This is a genomic window from Rathayibacter sp. AY1E8 (assembly GCF_002931415.1).
Classification (GTDB): Bacteria; Actinomycetota; Actinomycetes; order Actinomycetales; family Microbacteriaceae; genus Rathayibacter.
In genome coordinates this window covers 18,530-44,086 of the sequence record NZ_PSVI01000032.1, presented here as the reverse complement: position 1 = coordinate 44,086, position 25,557 = coordinate 18,530, and the positions used below count along the sequence as shown (strand labels likewise).

Below are 25,557 nucleotides of genomic sequence, written 5' to 3'. Positions count from 1 at the left end.
CTCCGTTCCGGATCATCCGCGCGGCCCTCCCGCACCTGCCCGCGGGCGCCACGATCATCAACACGGCGTCGGCGGAGGCGCACAAGCCCGCCCCCGACCGCCTCGACTACGCGATGACGAAGGGCGCGATCAACAACCTCTCGAAGGGCCTTGCGCAGCAGCTCGCCGCGAAGGGCATCCGCGTGAACGTCGTAGCGCCCGGCCCGACGTGGACCGCCCTGCAGGTGAGCGGCGGCGTCGACCCCGAGAGCCTGCCCGACTTCGGCTCCAGCGAGTCGCCGATGGGCCGTGCCGCCCAGCCCGCCGAGCAGGCCCCGGCCTACGTGTTCCTGGCGTCCGCCGAGTCGAGCTTCGTCGCCGGCGAGACCCTCAACGTGAACGGCGGCATGGTCTCGCCCTGACACGCCGCGGCGCCGTCGCTCGCTGGTGTGCCGCCGAGACGCCTCCGTCCTGCTCGAGACACGGGCTCGCGTCAACCCTCTCCCGAGCGGCGGGGGGCGCGAGGTGCCATGGAGGGACCACCACGAAGGAGCACCATGAGCACCACGACCGTCCTCCCCATCGAGACCTACTCCGACGAGCAGGGCTGGCACAACCGCATCGCCCACGCCCGCGTCCCGCTGAGCCACCACGAGTCGCGCCAGGAGGCGGAGGAGGTCGGCGAGGAGATCGCCGAGCAGCGCGGCGGGGAGCACGTCGTCCTCGGCTGACGGCCGGCGCGGGGCGCGGCATGCCGTGCCCGATCGGGGAACGCGCCCGGCCCGCGGAAGGCGCCGGGCCCGCAAGTCGCGCCCGGCCCGCAGGCGCCCGCTCCGCAGACGCCCCGTCCCGCGCGTGTAGCGCCCTCGACCCCGCCCGGTCAACCTTCTCGACCTCCCGGCCCCCTCCTCCCTAGCGTGGCCCGTCGTGCTCGCTCCCGAGCGCGCGACGAGAGGACGACATGGCCACCACGAGCGACGCCCCCGCGACCGGAGAGGCCGGCGGCACCTCCCTGCGCCGCCGCATCACCGGCCCGCTGCTCTACTTCTTCATCCTCGGCGACGTCCTCGGCGCGGGCATCTACGCCCTCATGGGCACGCTCTCGGCGGAGGTCGGCGGTGCCGTCTGGATGCCCCTCCTGCTCGCGCTCGGTCTCGCGCTGCTGACCGCCGGCTCCTACGCCGAGCTGGTGACCAAGTACCCGAAGGCGGGAGGCGCGGCGGTGTTCGCGCAGCGGGCGTTCAAGCGCCCGATCGTCTCGTTCCTGGTCGGCTTCGCCATGCTCGCGGCCGGAGTGACCAGCGCGGCCGGTCTGTCGCTCGCGTTCGCCGGCGACTACCTCGGCACCTTCCTCGACGTGCCGACCGTGCCGACGGCCATCGTCTTCCTGATCCTCGTCGCGTGCCTCAACGCGCGGGGCGTCGCGGAGTCGCTGCTCAGCAACACGGTGATGACCGTGATCGAGGTCGGCGGCCTGCTGATCGTGATCGGATGCGTCGCGCTGCTGGTGGCGGGCGGAGGCGGCGACCTCTCCCGCACGGTCGAGCTCAGCTCCGAGCAGGCGCCGGCGCTGGCGGTGCTCGGCGCGGCGATCATCGCGTACTACTCCTTCGTCGGCTTCGAGACCCCGGCCAACATCGCCGAGGAGATCCGCGACCCCAGCCGCGTCTACCCGCGCGCGCTGTTCGGCTCGCTGCTGACGGCCGGCGCGGTGTACGTCCTGGTCGGCCTCGCGAGCTCGATCGCACTGCCCGCCGACGAGCTGTCCGGATCCTCCGCCCCGCTGCTCGACGTCGTGACGGCGAGCGGAGCCGGGGTGCCGGCATGGCTGTTCAGCCTGATCGCGCTCGTCGCGGTCGCCAACGGAGCGCTGCTGACCATGATCATGGCGAGCCGCGTCACCTACGGCATGGCGAAGGACGGCCTCCTCCCGGACGTGCTCGGCCACGTGCTGCCGAAGCGCCGGACGCCGTGGGTGGCCATCGCGGTGACCACGCTGGCGGCGTGCCTCCTGACTCTGGTCGGCGATCTGGCGACCCTCGCCGAGACCGTGGTGCTGCTCCTCCTGCTGGTGTTCATCAGCACGAACGTCTCGGTGCTCGTGCTGCGGCGCGACAAGGTCGAGCACGACCACTTCCGCGTGTGGACGGCGATCCCCGTGCTCGGCGTCGCCTCGTGCGTGCTGCTCCTCAGCCAGCCGGACCCGATCGTCTGGCTCTACGCGGGGACCCTCCTCGTGGTCCGAGTCCTCGTGCACCTGGCGACCCGTCGTTCGTCCCGCCGCACCGCCTGCTCCGCTCACGGTCCCGGCGGGCCCGCCGCTCCGCCGGACCGTCCCTCCCGACCGCCGCGCTCTCCCCGCGACCGGTCAAGCCCCTGGGCGGACGGCCGTCCGAGGCGTGGGATGGAGGGAACGGAAGGAGTACGAATGACCGACACACCCTCCCGCGAGGAGCTGCCGCTCCCCGACTGGAACGACATCCCGCTCGGCACGCTCGCGGAGCGCATCCGCCCGCTCGACGAGGCCGGCCTCGGCGTGCTGCTCGCCTACGAGGAGGCGCACGGGCACCGCCTGCCGGTGACGACGATCCTGCACTCGCGTCTCGAGCAGCTGCGCGGGGGAGCGGAGCCGGCAGGCAGCGTGCCGGAGTCGCTGCCCGAGGTGTCCCGCTCGTCGTCCGGATCGCCGGTCTCGCCGGCGACGTCCGGTCCGGCGATCAATCCGCCCTCGCACGGAGTGCCGACGAACCCGGCTCAGCCGCGCTGAGGGCGGCGGGGGCGGAGCCGCGGTCGCGGCGGCTCCGCCCCCGCCGCGCGCTGCCCAGGGCCTGCCCAGCGCGCACGGGCAGACTGTCCGGAGCCGATGACGGCGACCGGACGAGGGAGCAGTACCCGGAACGCGACAAGACTGACTCGTAGGAGCTGTCATGTCCTGGATCGTCCTCATCCTCTCCGGTGTCCTCGAGGCCGTGTGGGCCACCGCCCTCGGCAAGTCGGAGGGATTCACGCGGCTCGGCCCGTCGGTCGTCTTCGGAGTCGGCGTCGTCGCGAGCATGGCCGGCCTCGCCTACGCGATGCGCGAGCTGCCCACCGGCACCGCGTACGCGGTCTGGGTCGGGATCGGCGCTTCGCTGACCGTCCTCTACGGCATGTTCTTCGGCGGCGAGGCCTTCTCGCTCGTGCGCACGCTGCTGGTCCTCGGGATCGTCGGCTGCGTCGTCGGCCTGAAGCTCGTGCACTGACCTGGCGGCCGTCCTCTCCTCCGCGATAGGCCGCTCCCGTACGCGACACGCCGACGGAGGCGCGCCGGACTGGCATCTCGCCGAGGGTCCGAGGCCGGTGGTTGCAGGACGCCGCGCGTTCCACCTAGGCTCGGCGCATCAGGGGAGAACGATCGTTCTACGGTTCTCCCCGCCCCCCAAGGAGGACTCATGCCCACTCGTACCGCACGCACCGCCTGGAACGGCTCGCTCGAGACCGGCGAGGGCCAGGTCGAGCTCTCGAGCTCGAAGATCGGCACCTACGACGTCTCGTTCCCCAAGCGCGCCGCCGACGACGCCAACGGCTCGACCAGCCCCGAGGAGCTCCTCGCGGCCGCCCACTCCGCCTGCTACGCGATGCAGTTCTCGGCCGTCCTCGGCCAGGCCGGCGGCACCGTCGAGGCGCTCGACGTCCGCGCCGACGTCTCGCTCGGCCCGGACTCGGCCGGCGGATTCAAGCTCACCGGCATCAAGCTCGTCGTGAGCGGCGAGGTCTCCGGCATCGACGAGGCCGCCTTCCTCAAGGCCGCCGACGAGGCCAAGGAGACCTGCCCCGTCAGCAAGGCGCTCACCGGAGTCGACATCACGCTCGACGCCACCTTCGAGGGCTGAGCCCCTTCGCACGTCACGAGCACCCCGTCGCGCATCGCGGCGGGGTGCTCGTGCGTCCGGCGCGGCCGCGGAGCGGCGTATCGAGACCCCCGCCCCCGCCGGCCGCCCGGCGCCCCCTGTCGTCAGACCGCCGCCGGCGCGTAGCGGAAGCCGGCGCCGAGGTGCTCCTCCGGCAGCCGGTCGCCGCGGCCGTGCAGCTTCTGGCGGAGGCTCCCCTCGACGTACTCCTCCGGGTACGCACCGCGGCGGCGCAGCTCCGGCACGATGAACTCCACCACGTCCTCGAAGGTGCCGGGCGTGATCGCGTAGGCGAGGTTGAACCCGTCCACGTCGGTCTCCTCGACCCACTCCTGCAGGTGGTCGGCGACCTCCGCGGGCGAGCCGACGACGAACGGGCCGAGCCCGCCGATCACGCTGAGCTCGGCGATGTCGCGGACCTTCCACTCTGAGCCGTCCTCGTTCGCCTCCTGGAAGTTGGCGACGGCCGACTGGATCGCGTTGCTCTTCACGTTGCCGATCGGCTCGTCGAGGTCGTACTGCGACAGGTCGATGCCCATCCAGCCCGACATGAAGACCAGCGCCCCCTCCTCGCTCCCGTAGGAGAGGTAGTCGCGGTGCTTCTCGTGCGCGGCCTCGCTGGTCTCGGCGGTGATGATCGTCAGCAGCGTGTAGATCTTCGCGGAGTAGCGGTCGCGGCCGGCCGCCTCGAGGGCGTCGCGGATGCGCGAGACGGTCGCCTTCAGGCCGGCCTTCGTCGAGGACGCGACGAAGATCGCCTCCGCGTTGCCCGCCGCGAAGCGGATGCCGCGCGGTGACGCTCCCGCCTGGTAGATGACGGGGGTCCGCTGCACCGACGGCTCCGAGAGGTGGATGCCGGGGACGGTGAAGTTCTTGCCGCGGTGCCCGATCTCGTGCACCTTCGCCGGGTCGGTGAACACGCCGGACTCGCGGTCGCGGACGACCGCGTCGTCCTCCCACGACCCCTCCCACAGCTTGTAGAGCACCTCGAGGTACTCGTCGGCGACGTCGTAGCGGTCGTCGTGCTCGAGCTGGTCCTCGTGGCCCATGTTGCGGGCGGCGCTGGGGAGGTCGCCGGTGACGACGTTCCAGCCCACGCGGCCTTTCGTCAGGTGGTCGAGCGTCGACATGCGCTGCGCGAACGGGTACGGGTGCTAGTAGGCGGTGAAAGCGGTGATGACGAAGCCGAGGTGCTCGGTCGCGGCGGCCATCGCCGAGACGAGGAGGATCGGGTCGTTGACGGGGACCTGCGCGCCGTGGCGGATCGCCGCCTCGTTCGAGCCGCCGTAGACGTCGTAGGTGCCGAGCACGTCGGCGATGAAGATGCCGTCGAACGTGCCGCGCTCGAGCAGCTTCGCCAGGTCGGTCCAGTACGAGAGGTCCTTGTAGCGCCAGGACTGGTCCTGGGGGTGGCGCCACATGCCCGAGGACTGATGGGCGACGCAGTTCATGTCGAAGGCGTTGAAGCGGATCTGGCGGGTCATGGAGTCGATAGTGCCCAGAAGAGCAGCGAACGGGTACCGAGCGCGACGCACGGCGTCACAATGCGACGCCCGTCAAGGCGCCCGGCAGGTCTGGGTGGTCGGCGACGTCCTCGACGAGCTGGCCGACCTCGAGGACCGCATCGGCAGCGCGACGATCGAGAGTCGGAACGGGTGATGCGCCGGGGCGCACCGCCCCCGTCCGCCAACCGGGCGGCTCCTCCTCCTACGCCAGCTCGCGCCCCAGGAAGCGCACGTGCTCGCCGATCTGGAACGCCTCGCCGCCCTCGTGGCCGTTGAAGGGGTAGACGCGGATCTCGCGGGGTCCGGCATAGCGGTCGTAGGAGGCGTAGACGGTGGACGGCGGGCAGATGTCGTCGCGGAGCGCGACTGAGAACAGCGCGGGGGACTGCGCGTAGGGGGCGAAGGAGGTGCCGTCGAAGTACGAGAGGGTGTCGAACACGCGCGCCTCGGCGCCGCGGTGGGTGTGCAGGTACTGCACGATCTCGCCGTACGGCATCGTGTCGACCAGCCGGACGGCGTGCGGGATGTGGGAGAGGAACGGCACGTCGACGATCGCGGCGCGCGCCGACTCCGACTCGCCGAGCAGGCCCAGGATCCCGGTGACGGCAAGAGCGATCCCGCCTCCCTGGCTGCCGCCCGAGACGGCCACGCGGGAGGCGTCGACCGCGGGGTGCGCGCGCAGCACGTCGAGCGCGCGGACGGCGTCGGTGAAGACGCGGCGGTAGAAGTGCTCCGCGGGCGACTCGATGCCCTGCGTCATGAAGCCGGAGACGTGCGGCCCGCTGCCGACCGGGTCGGGCGTGGCTCCGGAGCGGTGCCCGGACCCCTGGCCGCGGGTGTCCATGACCAGGTGCGCGTAGCCGGCGGCCGACATCGCGGTCCACTCCGCGAGCTGCCCGCGGCCGCCTCCGTAGCCGATGAAGGTCACGAGCCCGGGGAGGGGGCCCTCGACGCCGCGGGGGAGGATCAGCCACGCGCGGATCGGGTGGCCGCCGAAGCCGGAGTAGGTGACGTCGAAGGTGTCGAGCAGTCCGAAGCCGGCGTCGACCCGCTCGAGGCGCGGCTCGGTCGCGACGGCCCTCGCCTCGGCGATCGTGTCGCGCCAGAACTCGGCGAAACCGGCGGGCTCGGCGATCTCGGGGGCGTACTGCTCGAGGAGGTCGAGCGGGAGGTCGTACTGCGGCATCACGGGCTCCTTCTCGGGCAGCGGCGCCCGAGGACCGAGGCTACTGGAGGCACGGGCCCACCTGGGTGCGGCGTGGGAGAACGCCGCAGAGCGGAATGCCTGGGCACCCTCCGCGTTCTCCTCAGCATGACGACGTACGGAATCATCGGAGCAGGCAACATCGGCAGCCAGGTCGCACGGGCGGTCATCGCCCTCGGGGACGAGGTGGTCATCGCGAACTCGCGCGGCCCCGAGACCCTCGCCGACCTCATCGCGGAGCTCGGCCCGAAGGCCCGCGCCGCCACGGCACAGGAGGCGGCCGAGGCCGCCGAGATCGCCGTGGTGACGGTGCCGCTGAAGAACCTCGAGGAGGTGCCGGTCGCCCCGCTCGCCGGCAAGATCGTCCTCGACACGAACAACTACTACTTCGAGCGCGACGGCCGCATCGAGGCGCTCGACAAGGGCGAGACCACGACCAGCGAGATGCTCCAGCAGCACCTCCCGGAGTCGAAGGTCGTCAAGGCGTTCAACCACATCATGGCCGCCGACATCACCACCGACGGCACTCCGGCCGGCACGCCCGACCGCCGCGCTCTCGCGACGTCGAGCGACTACCCCGAGGCGATCCACTTCGTGACCGACCTCTACCACCGGATAGGCTTCGACACCGTCGCGATCACGCCGCTGAGCGCGTCGTGGCGCGTCGGGCGCGACCGCCCCGCCTACGTGGTGCGGCACAACCGCGAGGAACTCCAGGCCAGCCTCGCGAAGGCCCCCCGCACGGTCTGATCCAGTCTCTCGGAGGGGAGCGGTGCTGCGGCGCCGCTCCCCTTCTGCATGTCCGGACGGCCTCCGGAGGCGCGCCCGGGACGGCCCCCTCGGCGCTCGCAGCCGCCGGGCCTGCGATAGTCGAGAGGACCAGACACGCACCAGAGAGCCCCGATCGGGCTCCGAGAGGAGAGGCCTGCCATGCCCTCGACACCCCGTTCCGTTCCGTCCCGCTCCGGGCTCTCGCGCCGCAGCGTCGTGATCGGCGGTCTCGCGGTGCTCCCGCTGCTCAGCGCCTGCACGCCCGACTCCTCCGCTCCGGACAACGCTCAGCAGGAGGCGCCCCGCACCCGCACCGCGCCTCCGAGCGGGCCGGTGGCGCTCGCCCCGGACGCGCTCGCCGCGAGCGCGGCCCTGTTCGCCGCGGCTCCGCTGGTCGTCCTGGTCGAGGACGTCGCCGAGTCGCGCCTGCGCGCCGCCCAGGTGAGCATCGCCTGGGGCGTGCCGCTGCTGGTCGGCTCGGCGGGATCCGGAGCGACGGCCGCCCCGACCGCGGACGCCGCGGCCGCGGGATCCACGGCTTCCGACACGCCGTCCGACTCCGCGACGCCGTCGGACTCGGCGACGCCGTCCGACTCCGCGACCCCGTCCGTCGCTCCGTCCTCCACCGCTCCGACCTCCGACGCCCTCGCCGCCGAGTTCGCCCGCCTCGGCGTGACCCTCGTGCTCGCGATCAGCGACGTCACCGCGCCCGAGGGCGTCAACGTCTTCACCTCCGCCTCCGACGCGGCCGCCCTCAGCGCTGCGTCCGGCCTGACCGTGACCGACCTGGCGCTCGCCGACCTCGCCGCCGCCGCGCCGTCCACCGCCTCCGACGCCCCCTTCGGCGCCCTCCCGGCCCGAGCCGACGCCCTGACCGGCCTGCACGCCCTCGCCCGCGCGCAGGACGCCGACGTCGCCGCACTGGCGACCGCCCGCGCGGCCGGCGTACCCGTCACCGTGGTCGACGGCGACGACCTGCTCGCCTCGGGCGGAGCCGTGACCGCGATCGCCGAGGCCGACGCCTCCTGCACGCTGCTGCTCGGCCCCGTGCTCGCCGCCCAGCCCGAGCCCGAGTGGGCCGTGCGCGCGGCCGCGAGCGGCTGGCAGCTGCCGGGCGGCGGCCAGCGGATGTTCGGCGGGCACCTCTTCGTCGCGATCTACGGCACTCCGGGCGCTCCCGTCCTCGGCGTGCTGGGGGAGCAGGGCCTCGAGCCCACGATCGCGCGGGCGGAGGCGGTGGCCGAGCCGTACCGGGCGCTCGCCGACAAGCAGGTCGTGCCGAGCCTCGAGATCATCACCACGGTCGCGGCGGGCGACCCCGGCAAGGACGGCGACTACTCCAACGAGCTCGACGCCGCCGACATCCGCCCGTACATCGACGCGGCGCAGGCGGCCGGGATGTACGTGGTGCTCGACCTGCAGTCGGGGCTGACCGACTTCCTCACTCAGGCGAAGCAGTACGCGGATCTGCTGACGCTGCCCAACGTCGGCCTCGCGCTCGACCCGGAGTGGCGCCTGCTGCCCGGCCAGAAGCCGCTGGAGCAGATCGGGCGCGTCTCGGCCGCCGAGGTCGACAGCGTGTCGGAGTGGCTGGCCGACCTGGTGCAGAGCGAGGGGCTGCCGCCGAAGATGTTCGTGCTGCACCAGTTCCGGCTGTCGATGCTGCAGGACCGCGACAGCATCCGCCGCGACCGGCCCGAGCTGGAGTTCCTCATCCACGTCGACGGCCAGGGCTCGCAGCCCGACAAGCAGGCGACCTGGGACGCGCTGCACGAGGGCGCCCCCGAGGGCATCGGCTGGGGCTGGAAGAACTTCTACGACGAGGACGCGCCCATGCTCACCCCCGCCGAGACCATGGCCGAGGTCCGCCCCCTCCCCGACCTCGTCACCTACCAGTAGGCGGAGCCCGAGGGCGGGCGTCAGCGGCGCAGGAGCTCGCCGGAGACGACGCCCGCCTCGACCTCCTCGAGGGCGCGGCCGCGGGTCTCGGGCACGCGCTTCCAGATGAAGACGAGCGCGAGCAGGCCGACGGCGCCGAACAGGAAGAACGTTCCGGTGATGCCGACCCCGGAGACGAGGGTGGGGAAGAACAGGCCGAGCACCGCGTTCGTGATCCAGTGGCAGAAGATCGCGATGCCGACGCCGACGCCGCGGATCCGCAGCGGGAAGATCTCGGACAGCATCACCCAGGTGACGATGTTGAGGAACGTCTGCATGCTCCCCACGAACGCGACGACCAGCACCAGGATCACGTACGGCCGCGCCGGGTTCCCGACGGGGAGCGCGACGGAGGCGATGCCGATCAGGAAGTGCATCGCGGTGGTCAGGGAGTAGCCGAGCAGGAGGGTCGTGCGGCGGTTCATCGTCTGCATGAGCCGCAGCCCGATCAGGCCGCCGATCACGGCGATCGCCCCGGGCGCGATGTTGGCGACGAGCGCGCCGCCGTGGTCGAAGCCCGCCTCCTTCAGCACCGCCTGGCCGTCGTACATGATCGAGCTGATGCCCGCGAGCTGCTGGGCGACTCCGATCCCGATGCCCACCAGCAGGATGCGCACCGCCCAGCGCTCGCGCAGCGCCTGCAGCAGGGGGATCCTCGGGCCGTCCTTCGCGCCGATCGAGCGGGCGATGGTCTCCGCCTCCGAGTGGGCCCGGTAGGGCGTCCGGATGGTCGTGAGCACGTCGAGCGGCTCGTCGCGGCGGCCGTGCGCGATCAGCCAGCGCGGCGACTCCGGGACCCGGGTCATGCCGAGCAGGAGCGCCGCGGCGGGGAGCGCGGCGACGGCGAGCATGATCCGCCAGACGCCGGGCAGCTCGCCCCAGACGGTGCCGATGACGGCGTTGGCCACGAAGGCGGCGAGCTGGCCGATCACGATCATCAGCTCGTTGCGGCCGGCGAGGGAGCCGCGGATCTCGGAGGGGGAGATCTCGGAGAGGTAGATCGGCACGACCACCGAGGCGCCGCCGACGGCCAGTCCGAGGACCGCCCGCCCGAGGACCATCACGCCGAAGCCCGGCGCCACCACGCAGACCAGGGCGCCGACGAGGAAGAGCACGGCGAGGAGGCGGATCGTGGTCCGCCTCCCGAGGGCGTCGGCGAGGCGTCCGCCCGAGATCGCGCCGATCGCGGCGGCGAAGAGGAGCGAGCTGGTGACGACCCCCTCGGTCAGCGCGGTGAGGCCCAGCTCGGCCGACATCGGCTCGAGGGCGCCGTTGATGACGCCGGTGTCGTAGCCGAAGAGGAGGCCGCCGAGGGTCGCGATGAGCGCGATGAGGCCGAGACGCCGAGTCGGCGCCTCCAGGGAGGTGGTGGTCATCCGCTCACTCTGACGCATGGCCGCGCGGTGAGCGAACCCTGGACCGTCGGGGGAACCCGGTGTAGCGGGTCCCCTCGACGGCCCGGGGCCCCTCGGCGGCAGGGAGGGGGGAGGGAGCGTGCGGAGGGGGTGCTCAGGAGGAGACGCGCGCGCCCTCGCGCAGGCCCTCCTCCTTGGCCTGCTGCACCAGGGCGGCGATGCGGCGGCGCGAGCGCGAGCGCCCGGCGAGCAGCGCCGCGAGGATGAGGGCGACGCCGAGGATCATGAGCAGCTGCGGGACCGGCACGGCGGCGACCGTGATCGACTCCGTCACGGGAGCGGTGGCGACCGGCTCCTGATCGGCGGCGGCGACGGTCGGTGCGATGGTCAGGTCGGCGCCGACCCCGAAGAGGGGCCAGATGCCGTCGAGCTGCACCGAGACGCTGCGCCGGTCGCCGGGCAGCAGCTCCTGCTGGGGCGCGTCGGCCGCGACGACGGGGGCGGTGGCGCCCTGGGCGCTCGCCGTGCCGTCGAGCAGCAGGCGCACGTTGCCAGTGTTCACCACGTCGGCGACGAGCCAGCGGACGCCGGGCTGGCCCCGGCTCCCGGAGCGGCGGTAGCCGCTGGCCAGGTCCTCGACGGCGAAGAACGGGGCCACCTCGCCGGTCACGCGGGTCATCACGCGGAAGCCGATGCGGCTCTCCACTCCGACGTTCGCGCCTCCCGCCTCGGTGCCCTGCGAGAGCACGGAGGCGGCGATGCCGGCGGCGTGGTCGCCGGGGGTGGCGTTGTCGGGGACCGTCACGGTGAACGGCACCACGCCGCTGCTGCCCGGATCGACGGTCACGGTCTCGGGGGCGGAGATCCACAGCCCGGCGTCGACCGACTCCTGGTCGGAGTTCAGCATGTTGAAGCGGCCGGTGTCGGTGAAGTAGCCGTCGGCGCTGGTGATGCTGAAGGTCACGGGCTGGTCGCTGAGGTTCCGCACGACCGCCTCGTCCGAGGCGCTCGCGCCGGGGGCGAGCTCGAGCTCGACCCACGCGCGCTTGTCGGGGACGCCGTCGGTGGAGGGGCTGACCGCCCAGGTGATCGCTCCGTCGGCCGCGACGGCCGCCGGAGCGACCCCCACGCCGAGGAGGGCGACGACCAGCGCGAGCAGCGCGGGGAGGAGCGGGCGGCGGGGAGCGGCGGAGCGGCGCGGAGCAGTCATCAGAACCTCATGGTCGCACGGGGGAAGCACGACGCGGCCGGGCGGGCGGGCCCGGCCGCGTCGGCCGTGGTGGGATCGCGGCCGAGGGAGTGCGTCCCCCGGCCGCGACGGGTCACTCGAAGAGCGACAGGGTGATGGTGGACGAGTACGCGCCGGCGTCCACGTTCACGGGGGTGCGGAGGAAGAGGTCGGCGTCGGCGCTCCAGGAGCCCTCGGGGTTGACCTGCTGGGAGTTGCTGGCGACGATCGCGAGCAGCTCCTTGCCCTTCAGGCCGACGCCGTTGGCGCCGCCGTCGATGGCGGTGCCGACCTCATCGCCCGCGGCGACCTCGCCGAGGTCTCCACCGTCGACCAGGTCCGGGGTCCAGCCGAGGTTCTCGGCGCCGATGGTCGAGCCGTCGGCCGACGTGAAGTCGCTCGCCGTGCCGATGACGTACCACGCGGAGCCGGGGGAGACGTCCGCGGCGTCACGGGTGTCGGTGACCGTGACGGTGGGCAGGGTGCCGGTGAACTGGCGGCGGACGTTGTCCGAGCCGGTCTCGGTCAGCGTCGTCGAGTCCGCGGCGACGGTCATCGAGAGGGCGCCGGTCCCGGGGAGGTCGGCGATCTCGACGTTGATGTCGACGTCGTCGTTGCCGTAGTTGACCTCGGCGGCGAACGCCGTTCCGGCGACTCCGAGCAGGAGGACGCCTCCGGCCAGTCCAGCGGCTCCGCGGATCAGAAGGGATCGGGTGTTCATGTCGGGTGTTCTCCGTTCTCCGGCCGGCGTCGTCGCCGGCTCGATCTCAATGGGTGTGGGTCGTGCCCGCGGATCAGCTGCAGCTGGCCGCGGAGTAGGGGGCGGTCGCGGAGGCCGTGGCCGGCTTCCCGCTGATGAACGCGGTCGCCGTGGCGGTCGCGGATCCGTCGGTCACGCTCGTCGCCCGGGTGGTGAAGGCGGCCGAGACGGTGGCGCCGGGAGCGACGTCGGCGAAGCTCTTGGAGCCCCACGTCGTGCCGATCACGATCTTCGCGGCGAAGGCGTTCGGGTTCGTGGCGGTCGCGGTGACGACGATCTTCCCGGCGGCGCAGCGCGTCGTGGAGGTCGTGGTCACGGCGATCGCGGGTGCCGAGTCGGTCACGGGACCGACGGAGGCGGAGGCCGTCGCCGGCGTCCACTGCGGCTTCGCGGCGGTCACGGCCACCGAGATCGTCGCTCCGCGGTCGGCGGCGGTGAGCGTGTAGCTCGACGCCGTCGCCCCGCTGATCGCGGTCCCACCGCGCTTCCACTGGAAGCCGGTCGCCGTCCACGGGGAGGAGGCGGAGGCGGTCAGCGTGCTGCCCACCGTCGCCTTCCCCGTGATCGAGGCTGCGAGCGGCGCGGTGTCGACGATCGTCTGCGCGGCGACGCTGGTGAGGGTCGGGACGACCTTCTGCATGAGCCCGGTCGTCTTGTCGAAGGTCACCCGGTCGATCGTCGTCTCGCGGTGCTGGCCGTCTCCGCCGGGGATGGCGAAGCGGTGGTAGGCGATGTACCAGTCGTCCGTGCCGGGCACGTTGACGATCGAGTTGTGGCCCGTGGCGAGGATGCCCTGCGAGGTGTCCTTCTCGAGGACCACGCCGCGGTAGGTCCACGGTCCGTCGACGCTCGTCGAGGTGGCGTAGCCGACCTTGTAGTTCTCCGAGCCGGTGTCGTCGATCGAGTAGGTGAGGTGGTACAGACCGTCGCGGTAGTTCAGGAACGCACCCTCGCGGAAGTCGGTCAGACCGCTGATCTTCTTGATCGTGCCGGTCTTGATCGAGAGCATGTCGTCGGACAGCTCCCCGTAGAGCGGGTCGCCGTTGCCCCAGAAGAGGTAGCTCTTGCCGGTCTTCGGGTCGGTGAACGCGGCGGGGTCGATCGCCTGGCCGGACCGCACGGACTCGCCGTTGGTGATCATCGCGGTCGGCTGCGCCGTGAACGGGCCCATCGGGCTGTCCGAGACGGCGACTCCGATCGTCTTGCGGTTCAGCGAGGAGTTCTCGCCGGAGAAGTAGAAGTAGTACTTCCCGTTCTTCTCGATGATCGTCGGCGCCCAGGCGTTGCCGGTCGCCCACGGCACGTTGCCGTTCGCGCCGTCGAGCGTCAGGAAGGGCTGCTCCGAGCGGGTCCAGTCGATGAGGTTCTTCGAGGACCAGGCGTAGAAGGTCTTGCCGCCCCAGCCGGCGAAGCCGTCCGAGGTCGCGTACAGGTAGTAGGTGTCGCCGAAGACCGCGATGTTCGGGTCGGCGTTCAGGCCTGCGAGGACCGGGGACTTCATGACGACGGCCTTCAGGGTCCAGGTGGTCGCGGTGCCGCCGGCGGCGGGCGTGAGCACGACCGTCTGCGGGGTGGAGAGGTCGCGGACGGTGCCGGAGGCGGGGCTCGCCGTGACGCCGGCCGCGGTGGAGAAGGTCGGGGTGAGCTTCGTCAGGTCGGTCCCCGGCTTCACCGGGAAGGTGACCGTCCTGCTCGCCGAGTCGACGATCGGGGTCGTCTTCAGGACGTCGCCGCTGAGCGACAGGTCGACCAGGGCCGACGTGTTGCCGGAGGCGGCGAGCACCTCGGAGGCGCTGAGGGCCCGGTTGTAGACCGAGAACTCGCGGATCTGGCCGCGGAAGCGGTTGTCGGCGTCGTAGTTCGAGCGCCCGATGTAGTTCGCCGAGGTGGAGCCGCCGCCGATGTCCTTCGGGTCGGTCGTGACGGTGCCGCTGGCGACCTTCACTCCGTCGAGGTAGATCGTGCCGGTGGTGCCGGAGAGCGTGTACGTCAGGTGCGCCCAGGTGCCGCGGGGGAGGGCCGAGCCGCCGGCGACGGTCTGCTCGGTGGTGTAGTTCCCGGTCGCGATGCTGGTGCGGTAGTTGTTGCCCGAGGTGAAGAGGTAGCCGTCGCCGGCGCCGTTCGTGGTGTTGCCCAGGCCGTAGAGGAAGTAGGCGCCGCCCTGCGCGGGGTCGATCCAGACGTCGGACTGGATGGTGAGGTCCGTCACTCCGGCGAGCAGGTCGTTCGGCAGCTTGACGTAGTCGTCGGTGCCGTCGAGCTGCAGGGCGCCGTCCTTCCAGGTGCCACCCGAGGGCAGCGTGCCGTTCTGGTTGTTGCCCGAGCTGTCGCGCACCGTGGTGCCCGAGCCGCCGTCGAAGGTGTAGCGGAGGATCTCGCCGGCCGCGTTGACCGGCTTCGCGGCGGGGCCGGTGCTGCTGGTGCCGTAGGCGGCCGTCAGGCGCGCCTCCTCAGCGCTCGAGAGGCGGAGCACCGAGCCGTGGCGGAAGGGCTTCGAGAACGAGTACGTGTTCGCGCCGGTGGTGCCGACAGGAAGCGCCGTGAACCGCATGTCCGCGAGGGTGTCGGTGACGTAGGCGGAGTAGCCGAACGAGTCGCCCATGACGACCCAGCGGCCGTCGGGCAGCTGGTAGACGGTGAGGCCCTCGAGGTGGTCGGAGAGGCCGCGGGACTTCTCCTCGCCGAAGCCGATCACGCGGGTCCAGGGGCCGGCGAGACTCGGGGCCTTGTCGACGACCGTGCGCCAGTCGGCGGTGGAGAAGCGGTAGTACGTGTCCCCCTCCTTCGCGATGGTCGTGTCGATGATGCTGCCGCGGCTCCCGCCGCCGGCGGCGGGGTTCTCGTCCAGCCAGACCTTCGGGGTGGAGAAGCCGACGAAGTCGCGCGTGGTCGAGACGTAGACGCGCTGGGCGGAGGCCCCGCCGGTCAGCGTCTTGTCGCGGGCGGCCCAGTAGACGTAGTACTGGCCGGTCGCGTCGTCCCAGATCGCCTCAGGAGCCCAGACGTTGCCCGCGTCGGGGAAGCCGGCGAAGACGATGCTCTGATCGCTCCAGTTCACGAGGTCCGTCGAGCGCCAGACGACGAGGTTCTTGCTCGCGTTGGTCTGGTCCCAGGTGCCGCCGGGAGCGGTGCCCTCGGCGTGCAGGTCGGTGCCGATGATCCAGTACTCGTCGCCGGTGGGGGAGCGCACGAGGTGCGGATCGCGGACGCCGAGGGTGCCGCCGAGGTTGGCGAGCACGGCCTTGTCGTTGTTGAGCTTCGACCAGTGCAGACCGTCGGTGCTGGAGCCGAAGTAGATCTTCTCGTAGTCGGTCGAGGCGAAGTGGGTCCAGAGGTAGCCCGCGTCGTACTCGGTGTCGAGGTCCGCGGGAGCCGCGGTCACCGTGACGGGCAGCTGCCGGGTCGCGGTCGTGCCGGCGATCGTCGCGGTGAGTGTGACGGGCGTGGCGGCGGACCGGCGCTTCACGACGCCGGTCGTGCTGAGCACGGCCGTGTTCGAGGAGGACCAGGCGACGTCGTAGGAGCCGGCCTTCGCGGGCAGCGTCACGTTGCCGCGGACGTCGCCGGAGTTGACGATCGAGAGGGCGTCGAGCGCCTTCTGGGCGTCGGCGTTCACGTCCTTGGCGGGCACGGTGGCGGTGAAGGTGCGGGTGGCCGTGGCCGAGCCGCGGGTGGTCGTGGCGGTCAGCTCGACCGAGGCGACCCCGGTCGCGGGCGGCGTGACGACTCCGCTGGTCGAGACGACCGCGGAGTTGCTCGAGGCCCAGGCGATGGCGGAGCCGTTGGGGCCGGTCGTCGGGAGGGTGAGGTTCGCGGAGACCGAGGAGAGGCTCCCGAGGTCCAGGGCGGCGGAGTCGCGGGAGACGCGCGTGCTGTCCGGGGCCTGGAGGGTCGCGACGTCGGCCGCGCTGAGCGCCGTGCTGTAGACGCGGAAGTCGCGGACCGAGCCGGCGAGGGTCTTGTCCGCCGTGTAGACGGAGCGGCCGATAGCGTTCGCGGTGGTGGTGCCGTTGCCGATCGCGGCGGGAGTGATGGTCACTCCTGTCTGCTGCGCGACCTGGGTGCCGTCGAGGTAGAGGCGTGCGGTGTCGCTCGCGTCGTCGAGCGTGTAGGTGAGGGTCTTCCAGACGCTGCGCGCGAGGTTCGCGTTGGAGTTGACGGTCTGCTCGGTGGTCCAGTTGCCGGTGGCGATCGAGGCCTTGTAGCCGTTGCCCGTCGTGTAGAGGTAGCCGTTCCCGGCGCCGTTCGTCGTGTTGCCGAGGCCCCAGATGAAGTAGGGCGTGCCCTGGTTCGCGTTCACCAGGACCTCGGTGCTGACCGTGATCGAGTTCAGGCCCGCGAGCAGGTTGTCGGGCAGCTTGACGTAATCGTCGGTCCCGTCGAGGGCGACGCCCGCGGCTCCGCGAGGAGCGGCTCCGTTGACGAGCGTGCCGGTGCGGCCCTTGCCCGAGCTGTCGGCGACGGTCGTGCCGCTCGTCTCGTCGAGCGCGTAGCGCAGGACGAGGCTGTCGGAGGGAGCTGCGCTCGCCGACTGGGCCGTCAGAAGGGGGACGGTGAGGGCCACGGCCGTCACGAGGACGAGTGGTCGCAGGAAAGGCTTCATCGCGCTTTGCTCCAGGGTCGGCACCATTGCTGAGGGGAGGGAGTGTGCCGGCTTCGTACGCGGCAATGTTCACGGTAACACTATGTTGACGACAACGTGAAGAGCCTAACCGGATCATTTCGCGACACTCCAGAGGAGAGGCGAACCGGTTCGACGAATCCCGAGTGCGTCCTGGAGCGACGCGGACGCCGATGTCCGGTCGGATCAGCCGCGGTCGACGTCGCGCGAACGGCACAGCGCGCGGTCCATCGCCCTCAGCGTCCGGAAGCCGGCCCGCTCGGCCACGGCCGCGCGAGCCGAGGGCGAGAGCGACGGGCTCGCGGCGAGCAGCGACGCGGCGAGGTGCACGCGCCGCTCGCGGAGGGTCGCGGCCACGGTCGTGCCCCGGCGGTGGAAGGCGCGGTCCAGCGTCGCCCGCGAGACGCGGAGCCGCATCGCGAGAACGCCGGCGGTGAAGTCCGCGTCACCCGCCTCCGCATCGATGACGGCGATCGCGCGGAGGAGGACGCCCTCGAGTCCGTCCTCCGGACGGGCGGGCGGCAGGCTCTGCTTGATCAGGGCCGACGCGGTCGCCTCGAGCGCCCGGCGCAGCTCGCTGAAGCCGGGATCGCCCGCCGCGAGGTCCGCGTTGAGGGTCGCGTTGACGAGGGAGACGAAGGCGCCGCTGTAGCTGTCGGCGGCGAGCAGGGTGCAGGACGGCCCGTCGGACTGTGCGCTCGTGAGGCCGAGCCTGCCCCAGGACGTCCTCAGCGCCAGCCAGGCGGAGTCCTCCTCCGCCCGGAACCGAGCGGAGTCGTCGCGTCGGAGGAGGGCGAGCCCGCCGGGCCGCAGACGAGCGGCCTCGAGAGGGCCGTCGACGACGATCTCGCCGGCGACCGGGACGATGAGGTCGACCTCGGCCCGGTCGGGGGCGGGGAGGGGCGGGTCGGTCCGGAGCGTGCCGGGTGTGTGCCAGAGGCGGCTCAGCCGGAAGCCGTCGACGGCGAGCACGTCCCCGGCGAGGTGCAGGGGCGGAGCTCCGTCGCTCGCCCAGCCGAGGCTCCTCAGCCACGCCTCCACGCGGGGACCGCTCAGCTGCAGCGTCTCGACGAGACCGCGCGGGGCGGCCGGCTGCTCGGAAGCGGTCACCGGGCTCCTTCGCAGCGGGGACGGGGTGCGCGGGCGGTGACCACGTTAGGCCGGGGGAGGGGCGCCGAGACGGGGTGGCGCGTTCCTCCTCGGACGAGGCGCCCGTCCTCGGCGGGAGGGCGGAGGCGGCCCTCCTCGCCCGCGGTCCGGCAGGACGCGGGCGGAGAGGGCCGCCGGGCGCGGATCAGCGGCAGTCGGTTCTCGCCTTGATCCAGTGGGGGTTCAGCGCGCCGTCTCCCTGGGCGGTGATCCCGGCCGCATCGGGGCCGGTGCTGGCACCGGAGCCGATCTTGGTCCACGTGTTCTGCGCCGTGCTGTAGTACCAGATGTCGCCGTTCGCCTTCACGGAGACGTTCCCATCCGCTCCCTGACCGTAGGTGCGGACGAACCCGGAGTTCTCCGGAACGGTCGCGAGCCGGGTGCCGTACTGCAGGACCCCGTCCTTGATCCAGTGGATCTCGAACGTCCCGCCCGGCCGCTGGGTCAGTCCGGCGGCGCTCGGCTCGGTGCTGGCTCCGGTGCCGACGAGGTCCCAGACGTTGCCCTGCGGGGTGTACCGCCAGATGTCGCCGTTCGACTTCACGGCGATCGTGCCGCGGGTGCCGAGGCCGTAGACGCGGACGAATCCGGAGTTGGTCGGCACGGTGGCCCCTGCGGTGCCGTACTGCAGGACTCCGTTCTTGATCCAGTGGACGTTCAGGGTCCCGGCCGGGTTCGCGGAGATGCCGGCCGCGCTCGGCTCGGTGCTGGCGCCGGTGCCCAGAAGGGTCCACTCGTCGGTCTGGCGGTTGTACCGCCAGACGTCGCCGTTCGACTTGATGGAGACGTTCCCGTCCGCGCCCTGACCGTAGGTGCGGACGAATCCGGAGTTGCTCGGAACGGTCGCGAGCGCCTTGCCGTACTGGAGGACTCCGTCCTTGATCCAGTGCGCGTTGTAGGTTCCGTCCGGCTGCTGCGTGAGCCCGGATGTGCTGGGCTCCGTGGAGGCGCCCGTGCCGAGCTTCTGCCAGCCGTCCGACCGCCGGTACTGCCAGATGTCGCCGTTCGCCTTGACGGAGACGTTGCCGTTCACACCCTGCGAGGAGGTGTGGATGAATCCGGAGTTCTCGGGAACAGTGGCGAGGCCCGTGCTGTACTGCAGGTCGCCGGTCTGGCGGACCGGGAACGGGGCGTTCGTCTTCGCCGAGCCGCCGAAGGCGAGGGCCGAGCCGGTCGAGGGGCCCGCGATGACGCCGCCGACCGGGATGGTGGCGACTCCGTTCGCGTCGGTCACGAAGGTGTCGGTCCCGCTCCCTCCGAAGCGGAAGCCGGGCGGGGTGTTCACCCGCACGGGGACGTTCGCGACGTTGCCGCCGGTGAGGGTCAGCGTGATCGGCGCCGTGTTGGGCATGCACGCGATCATGGTCGGGATGGAGCTGAACACGAGGGTCTGCGTGGCAGAGGCGGCGGCGGCCGGGGTGGCCGTCGCTGCGGCGATCACGGGCAGGGACCAGGTGGCGCCGGCGACGACGGTGCGTCGCCTCAGCGGACCCTGCTCAGCGGGAGAGTTGTCTGAAGTCACAGTGAAGCTCCTCGGTCTGTCTTCTCGCCGGCGGCCTGCTCGGAGGACGGTCGTCGTCCGCTCGGGCGCTTCGGCGGGTACGACGGGCGCCGTACCGCTGGGGAGTCTTCCCGCGGGCGGGCGGTCTGCCCAAGCGCTCGGGGGCAGGTGAGGAGGAAGTGGCGCCGCCGTGAGGAGGGAGTGGTGGGCTCCGGCGCCGTCCCGAGTCGCGATCGCCCTCCTGACCCGGTGATCCCGTCGGTCGCACGCTGCCGCCGGGGCGCCGCCGGCGCGGTGAGCGGGAGCGTCGCCGTCCGCTGTGACCGGTCCGGTGACAAACGGAGCACGCGCGGGCTGCGAATCACTCCTGTGGTTAGGCGTCAGCGTGCCCGCGAGGAGGGGGCGCCCGATGAGGTCGAGATCGGCCGAGATGTACCGGCGGATGGCCGAGCACTGGAACGGCGTGGAGGCCCGTTCTGGACTGCGGGTCGAGGCGACGGGCTCGCTCGGCTTCGAGATCGCCAGACTGTGGATTCCCGGTGGCTGCGTTCTCGAGCAGAAGCCGCAGTCGCGCTGCCCGCCGGGCGCGCATCTGCTGCTGGTCGTCGAGGGCGGAGGACGCATCCGACAGGACGGACGGATGCTCGAGTGCGGCAGTGGTGATCTGGTGGTCATCGACGCGGAGCCGCGGACCGGGGCGCGCTTCCCCCGCTCGACCGTGATCTACGCCTGGGTGCTCGGCGAGCGGGCGCTGGAGCAGCGCTGGATCACGGAGCGCTTCGGCGAGGTCCTGCCCGTCGCCGGCTGCTTCCTGGCCCCGGCGCGGGCGCTGATGAACGGTCTCCTCGACGGCGACCCCGCTCTTGCGGAGCAGCCCGCCGTCGCCCGCCCGGGCGACGCCTTCCTGAAGGAGCTGGTCGAGGGCTCCGCACCGCGCAGGCGTCCCCGCGCCGAGGACGTCTACGGGGAGGCCATGGCCCTGATCGAGGAGCGCCACCGCGATCCCGCCTTCACCGCCGCCCGGCTCGCCCGCGAGCTCCTGGTGTCGGAGCTGACGCTGGCTCGCGCGTTCTCCTTCCTCGGGCGGACGGCCGACGACGAGCTCGAGCGGCGCCGGGCGGGCACCCTCCTGCTCCTGATCGGCGGGCGGTCCCTGGCGACGGCCGACTTCGCGCGCTCGGCCGAGGAGGCGGGCTTCGCCTCCGAGGGGAGCGCTCGCCGCGCGCTGTGGCGGCTCTCCCAGCGCCGCTGACCGCGACGGTCCCCGTGGCCGTCCTCCCGGTCCGGCGACGGCGTGCGGCCGGATTCCGAGCGCGAGGCGCGGAGGCCTGGGAGATCCGTGCGAACGTCCGGCGGTGATCGACAGATGAGGGATTCTGTTCGTTCGACGCGGAGGAGGCGGGAGATGGGGGCCGCAGAGGAGCGGATGCAGGCGTTCGCTCGCGCAGGGGACGAGCGCGGGACGGGCGCTCCCGGTCTGCGGATGGACGCAGCGGACGGACCGGGACTCGCGCTGACGCGGGTGTGGGGGCCGAACGGGATCAGGGTCGCCCTCTCGCCGTCGGTCGACAGGGCGGACAGGCCGGTGGGCGTTCACATCTCCCTGATCGTCGAGGGCGGGGGCGAGGTCGTCCTCGACGAGGGCGTGCTCGAGGCGACGCCGAACAGCGTCCTGCTCCTCGACGCCAGGGTCCCGGTGCGCATCGACTGCCGGCGGCCCACCCTCTCGTACACCTGGAGCTTCGACGCCGCCGTGCTCGAGCACCGGTGGGTCCGCGAGCGGATCAACGAGGTCGTGCCGGTGCGCGAGTCGGTCTGGACGCCTGCCCGCGCCCTCGCGAACAGCCTGATCGAGGGCGATCCGGCCGTGCTGGGCGCCGCCGGCGTGAGGCGGGCGAGCGAGCTGCTGCTGGAGGGGATCGTCGAGCACAGCGCTCCGCGGGTCCGGACCCGCGGCGCCGACCAGGTCTACGCGGAGGCGATCCCGGTGATCGAGGCACGCCACCGCGACCCGGCGTTCTCCGCCGCGGTGCTCGCCCGGGAGCTGCTCGTCTCCCCTCGCATGCTCGCGGAGGCGTTCGCGTTCCTCGGCCGCACGCCGGCGGAGGAGATCGCGACGCGACGGGCGGGCACCCTCCGGCGCCGCATCGGCCTGCGGCGGCGGGGCCCTGCCGACTTCGCCCGCCTCGCCGAGGAACGCGAACGCCTCCGCGAGCATGCGAGGGGAGACGAGCAGCTCCCGGGCGAGCACCGCGGCGGAGAACGCCGGGTCGCGGTGGCGTGCCTCGATCACCGGGATCGCCTCCGCGTAGACCTGGTCGGCGCCGCGGGTCCGGACCCGCGGAGCGCTGTGCTCGACGATCCCCTCCAGCAGCAGCTCGCTCGCCCGCCTCACGCCGGCGGCGCCCAGCACGGCCGGATCGCCCTCGATCAGGCTGTTCGCGAGGGCGCGGGCAGGCGTCCAGACCGACTCGCGCACCGGCACGACCTCGTTGATCCGCTCGCGGACCCACCGGTGCTCGAGCACGGCGGCGTCGAAGCTCCAGGTGTACGAGAGGGTGGGCCGCCGGCAGTCGATGCGCACCGGGACCCTGGCGGCGAGGAGCAGGAGGCTGTTCGGCGTCGCCTCGAGCACGCCCTCGTCGAGGACGACCTCGCCCACGCCCTCGACGATCAGGGAGATGTGAACGCCCACCGGCCTGTCCGCCCTGTCGACCGACGGCGAGAGGGCGACCCTGATCCCGTTCGGCCCCCACACCCGCGTCAGCGCGAGTCCCGGTCCGTCCGCTGCGTCCGTCCGCAGACCGGGAGCGCCCGTCCCGCGCTCGTCCCCTGCGCGAGCGAACGCCTGCATCCGCTCCTCTGCGGCCCCCATCTCCCGCCTCCTCCGCGTCGAACGAACAGAATCCCTCATCTGTCGATCACCGCCGGACGTTCGCACGGATCTCCCAGGCCTCCGCGCCTCGCGCTCGGAATCCGGCCGCACGCCGTCGCCGGACCGGGAGGACGGCCACGGGGACCGTCGCGGTCAGCGGCGCTGGGAGAGCCGCCACAGCGCGCGGCGAGCGCTCCCCTCGGAGGCGAAGCCCGCCTCCTCGGCCGAGCGCGCGAAGTCGGCCGTCGCCAGGGACCGCCCGCCGATCAGGAGCAGGAGGGTGCCCGCCCGGCGCCGCTCGAGCTCGTCGTCGGCCGTCCGCCCGAGGAAGGAGAACGCGCGAGCCAGCGTCAGCTCCGACACCAGGAGCTCGCGGGCGAGCCGGGCGGCGGTGAAGGCGGGATCGCGGTGGCGCTCCTCGATCAGGGCCATGGCCTCCCCGTAGACGTCCTCGGCGCGGGGACGCCTGCGCGGTGCGGAGCCCTCGACCAGCTCCTTCAGGAAGGCCTCGCCCGCCCGGGCGACGGCGGGCTGCTCCGCAAGAGCGGGGTCGCCGTCGAGGAGACCGTTCATCAGCGCCCGCGCCGGGGCCAGGAAGCAGCCGGCGACGGGCAGGACCTCGCCGAAGCGCTCCGTGATCCAGCGCTGCTCCAGCGCCCGCTCGCCGAGCACCCAGGCGTAGATCACGGTCGAGCGGGGGAAGCGCGCCCCGGTCCGCGGCTCCGCGTCGATGACCACCAGATCACCACTGCCGCACTCGAGCATCCGTCCGTCCTGTCGGATGCGTCCTCCGCCCTCGACGACCAGCAGCAGATGCGCGCCCGGCGGGCAGCGCGACTGCGGCTTCTGCTCGAGAACGCAGCCACCGGGAATCCACAGTCTGGCGATCTCGAAGCCGAGCGAGCCCGTCGCCTCGACCCGCAGTCCAGAACGGGCCTCCACGCCGTTCCAGTGCTCGGCCATCCGCCGGTACATCTCGGCCGATCTCGACCTCATCGGGCGCCCCCTCCTCGCGGGCACGCTGACGCCTAACCACAGGAGTGATTCGCAGCCCGCGCGTGCTCCGTTTGTCACCGGACCGGTCACAGCGGACGGCGACGCTCCCGCTCACCGCGCCGGCGGCGCCCCGGCGGCAGCGTGCGACCGACGGGATCACCGGGTCAGGAGGGCGATCGCGACTCGGGACGGCGCCGGAGCCCACCACTCCCTCCTCACGGCGGCGCCACTTCCTCCTCACCTGCCCCCGAGCGCTTGGGCAGACCGCCCGCCCGCGGGAAGACTCCCCAGCGGTACGGCGCCCGTCGTACCCGCCGAAGCGCCCGAGCGGACGACGACCGTCCTCCGAGCAGGCCGCCGGCGAGAAGACAGACCGAGGAGCTTCACTGTGACTTCAGACAACTCTCCCGCTGAGCAGGGTCCGCTGAGGCGACGCACCGTCGTCGCCGGCGCCACCTGGTCCCTGCCCGTGATCGCCGCAGCGACGGCCACCCCGGCCGCCGCCGCCTCTGCCACGCAGACCCTCGTGTTCAGCTCCATCCCGACCATGATCGCGTGCATGCCCAACACGGCGCCGATCACGCTGACCCTCACCGGCGGCAACGTCGCGAACGTCCCCGTGCGGGTGAACACCCCGCCCGGCTTCCGCTTCGGAGGGAGCGGGACCGACACCTTCGTGACCGACGCGAACGGAGTCGCCACCATCCCGGTCGGCGGCGTCATCGCGGGCCCCTCGACCGGCTCGGCCCTCGCCTTCGGCGGCTCGGCGAAGACGAACGCCCCGTTCCCGGTCCGCCAGACCGGCGACCTGCAGTACAGCACGGGCCTCGCCACTGTTCCCGAGAACTCCGGATTCATCCACACCTCCTCGCAGGGTGTGAACGGCAACGTCTCCGTCAAGGCGAACGGCGACATCTGGCAGTACCGGCGGTCGGACGGCTGGCAGAAGCTCGGCACGGGCGCCTCCACGGAGCCCAGCACATCCGGGCTCACGCAGCAGCCGGACGGAACCTACAACGCGCACTGGATCAAGGACGGAGTCCTCCAGTACGGCAAGGCGCTCGCGACCGTTCCGAGCAACTCCGGATTCGTCCGCACCTACGGTCAGGGCGCGGACGGGAACGTCTCCATCAAGTCGAACGGCGACGTCTGGCGGTACAACCGCCAGACCGACGAGTGGACCCTTCTGGGCACCGGCGCCAGCACCGAGCCGAGCGCGGCCGGCATCTCCGCGAACCCGGCCGGGACCCTGAACGTCCACTGGATCAAGAACGGAGTCCTGCAGTACGGCACCGCAGGGGCCACCGTGCCGACCAACTCCGGATTCGTCCGCGTCTACGGCCTCGGCACCCGCGGCACGATCGCCGTGAAGTCGAACGGCGACATCTGGCGGTACACCCCGCAGGGCAACGTCTGGGACCTCGTCGGCACCGGAGCCAGCACCGAGCCGAGCGCCGCCGGACTGACCCAGCGGCCGGGCGGGACGTTCGAGATCCACTGGATCAAGGACGGGGTCCTGCAGTACGGCACCCGGCTCGCGACCGTTCCGGAGAACTCCGGGTTCGTCCGCACCTACGGTCAGGGAGCGGATGGGAACGTCTCCGTGAAGGCGAACGGCGACATCTGGTACTACAGCACGGCGCAGAACACGTGGACCAAGATCGGCTCCGGTGCCAGCACCGGCCCCGATGCGGCCGGGATCACCGCCCAGGGAGACGGCGCGCTGAACCCCCACTGGATCAAGGCGAGAACCGACTGCCGCTGATCCGCGCCCGGCGGCCCTCT

Annotated in this window: 16 protein-coding genes, 2 pseudogenes and 1 riboswitch; of the genes and pseudogenes, 9 read left to right on the top strand and 9 right to left on the bottom strand. The window is 72.3% G+C overall.

Translation table 11 applies throughout. The features are described from left to right. The 5 genes and pseudogenes from C5C74_RS10865 to C5C74_RS10845 form a co-directional block, all read left to right on the top strand. Positions 1–401: SDR family oxidoreductase (locus C5C74_RS10865; protein WP_146079705.1), on the top strand; the 401-nt coding region annotated here is incomplete at its 5' end. A gap of 135 nt (positions 402–536) precedes the next feature. Further along, positions 537–710, top strand: a complete 174-nt coding sequence (locus tag C5C74_RS10860; protein WP_159940661.1) for a DUF2188 domain-containing protein — start codon at positions 537–539, stop codon at positions 708–710. Between the two features lie 230 nt (positions 711–940). Then, positions 941–2,254 (top strand): annotated as a pseudogene (locus C5C74_RS10855) (APC family permease); the annotation flags it as partial. 579 nt (positions 2,255–2,833) lie between these two features. Next, positions 2,834–2,897, top strand: a riboswitch (guanidine-III (ykkC-III) riboswitch). Between the two features lie 9 nt (positions 2,898–2,906). Then, on the top strand, positions 2,907–3,221 hold the full coding sequence (locus C5C74_RS10850; RefSeq protein WP_104257716.1) for a multidrug efflux SMR transporter: 315 nt from the start codon (positions 2,907–2,909) through the stop codon (positions 3,219–3,221). 189 nt (positions 3,222–3,410) lie between these two features. Beyond that, entirely contained in the window at positions 3,411–3,851 is a 441-nt protein-coding gene (locus C5C74_RS10845) for an OsmC family peroxiredoxin (protein WP_104247811.1), read from the top strand. 122 nt (positions 3,852–3,973) lie between these two features. Here the strand turns inward: C5C74_RS10845 and C5C74_RS10840 are convergent. Next, positions 3,974–5,353 (bottom strand): annotated as a pseudogene (locus C5C74_RS10840) (LLM class flavin-dependent oxidoreductase). Between the two features lie 223 nt (positions 5,354–5,576). Beyond that, positions 5,577–6,560 (bottom strand): acetylxylan esterase, encoded by a 984-nt coding sequence (locus tag C5C74_RS10835; RefSeq protein WP_104351530.1) that lies wholly within the window; start codon positions 6,558–6,560, stop codon positions 5,577–5,579. A 126-nt stretch (positions 6,561–6,686) separates the two neighbouring features. On the opposite strand from C5C74_RS10835, the gene C5C74_RS10830 reads away from it, so the two are divergent. Then, positions 6,687–7,328: an NADPH-dependent F420 reductase gene (locus tag C5C74_RS10830; protein WP_104351529.1), complete on the top strand. Its 642-nt coding sequence runs from the start codon at positions 6,687–6,689 to the stop codon at positions 7,326–7,328. 180 nt (positions 7,329–7,508) lie between these two features. Continuing rightward, positions 7,509–9,248 carry a hypothetical protein gene (locus C5C74_RS10825; protein WP_104351528.1) on the top strand — a complete coding sequence of 580 codons (1,740 nt, stop codon included), beginning with the start codon at positions 7,509–7,511 and terminating at the stop codon, positions 9,246–9,248. A 20-nt stretch (positions 9,249–9,268) separates the two neighbouring features. On the opposite strand, the gene C5C74_RS10820 is transcribed toward C5C74_RS10825, so the two are convergent. From C5C74_RS10820 to C5C74_RS10795, 6 genes are all read right to left on the bottom strand, one after another. Further along, complete coding sequence (locus C5C74_RS10820; protein WP_258064147.1) at positions 9,269–10,663, bottom strand: sugar porter family MFS transporter; 1,395 nt, start codon at positions 10,661–10,663, stop codon at positions 9,269–9,271. 133 nt (positions 10,664–10,796) lie between these two features. Next, positions 10,797–11,852: a WxL protein peptidoglycan domain-containing protein gene (locus C5C74_RS10815; protein WP_104351526.1), complete on the bottom strand. Its 1,056-nt coding sequence runs from the start codon at positions 11,850–11,852 to the stop codon at positions 10,797–10,799. Between the two features lie 112 nt (positions 11,853–11,964). After that, positions 11,965–12,591, bottom strand: a complete 627-nt coding sequence (locus tag C5C74_RS10810; RefSeq protein WP_104351525.1) for a hypothetical protein — start codon at positions 12,589–12,591, stop codon at positions 11,965–11,967. 73 nt (positions 12,592–12,664) lie between these two features. Continuing rightward, positions 12,665–17,233: a family 43 glycosylhydrolase gene (locus C5C74_RS10805; protein ID WP_181134691.1), complete on the bottom strand. Its 4,569-nt coding sequence runs from the start codon at positions 17,231–17,233 to the stop codon at positions 12,665–12,667. A 204-nt stretch (positions 17,234–17,437) separates the two neighbouring features. Continuing rightward, positions 17,438–18,361, bottom strand: coding sequence for a helix-turn-helix domain-containing protein (locus C5C74_RS10800; RefSeq protein WP_104351523.1), 924 nt, complete (start codon positions 18,359–18,361; stop codon positions 17,438–17,440). Positions 18,362–18,545: 184 nt separating this feature from the next. Beyond that, positions 18,546–19,922, bottom strand: a complete 1,377-nt coding sequence (locus C5C74_RS10795; protein ID WP_104351519.1) for a hypothetical protein — start codon at positions 19,920–19,922, stop codon at positions 18,546–18,548. Positions 19,923–20,310: 388 nt separating this feature from the next. On the opposite strand from C5C74_RS10795, the gene C5C74_RS10790 reads away from it, so the two are divergent. Beyond that, entirely contained in the window at positions 20,311–21,153 is an 843-nt protein-coding gene (locus tag C5C74_RS10790; protein WP_146083059.1) for a hypothetical protein, read from the top strand. 1,776 nt (positions 21,154–22,929) lie between these two features. Here C5C74_RS10790 and C5C74_RS10775 read toward each other — a convergent pair. Next, the gene (locus C5C74_RS10775) at positions 22,930–23,772 is read right to left on the bottom strand and encodes a hypothetical protein (protein WP_104269278.1); all 843 of its coding nucleotides are present in this window, start codon (positions 23,770–23,772) and stop codon (positions 22,930–22,932) included. Between the two features lie 388 nt (positions 23,773–24,160). Between C5C74_RS10775 and C5C74_RS10770 the strand changes: the two genes are divergently transcribed. Beyond that, positions 24,161–25,537 carry a hypothetical protein gene (locus C5C74_RS10770; RefSeq protein WP_104351519.1) on the top strand — a complete coding sequence of 459 codons (1,377 nt, stop codon included), beginning with the start codon at positions 24,161–24,163 and terminating at the stop codon, positions 25,535–25,537. Positions 25,538–25,557 lie beyond the last annotated feature (20 nt).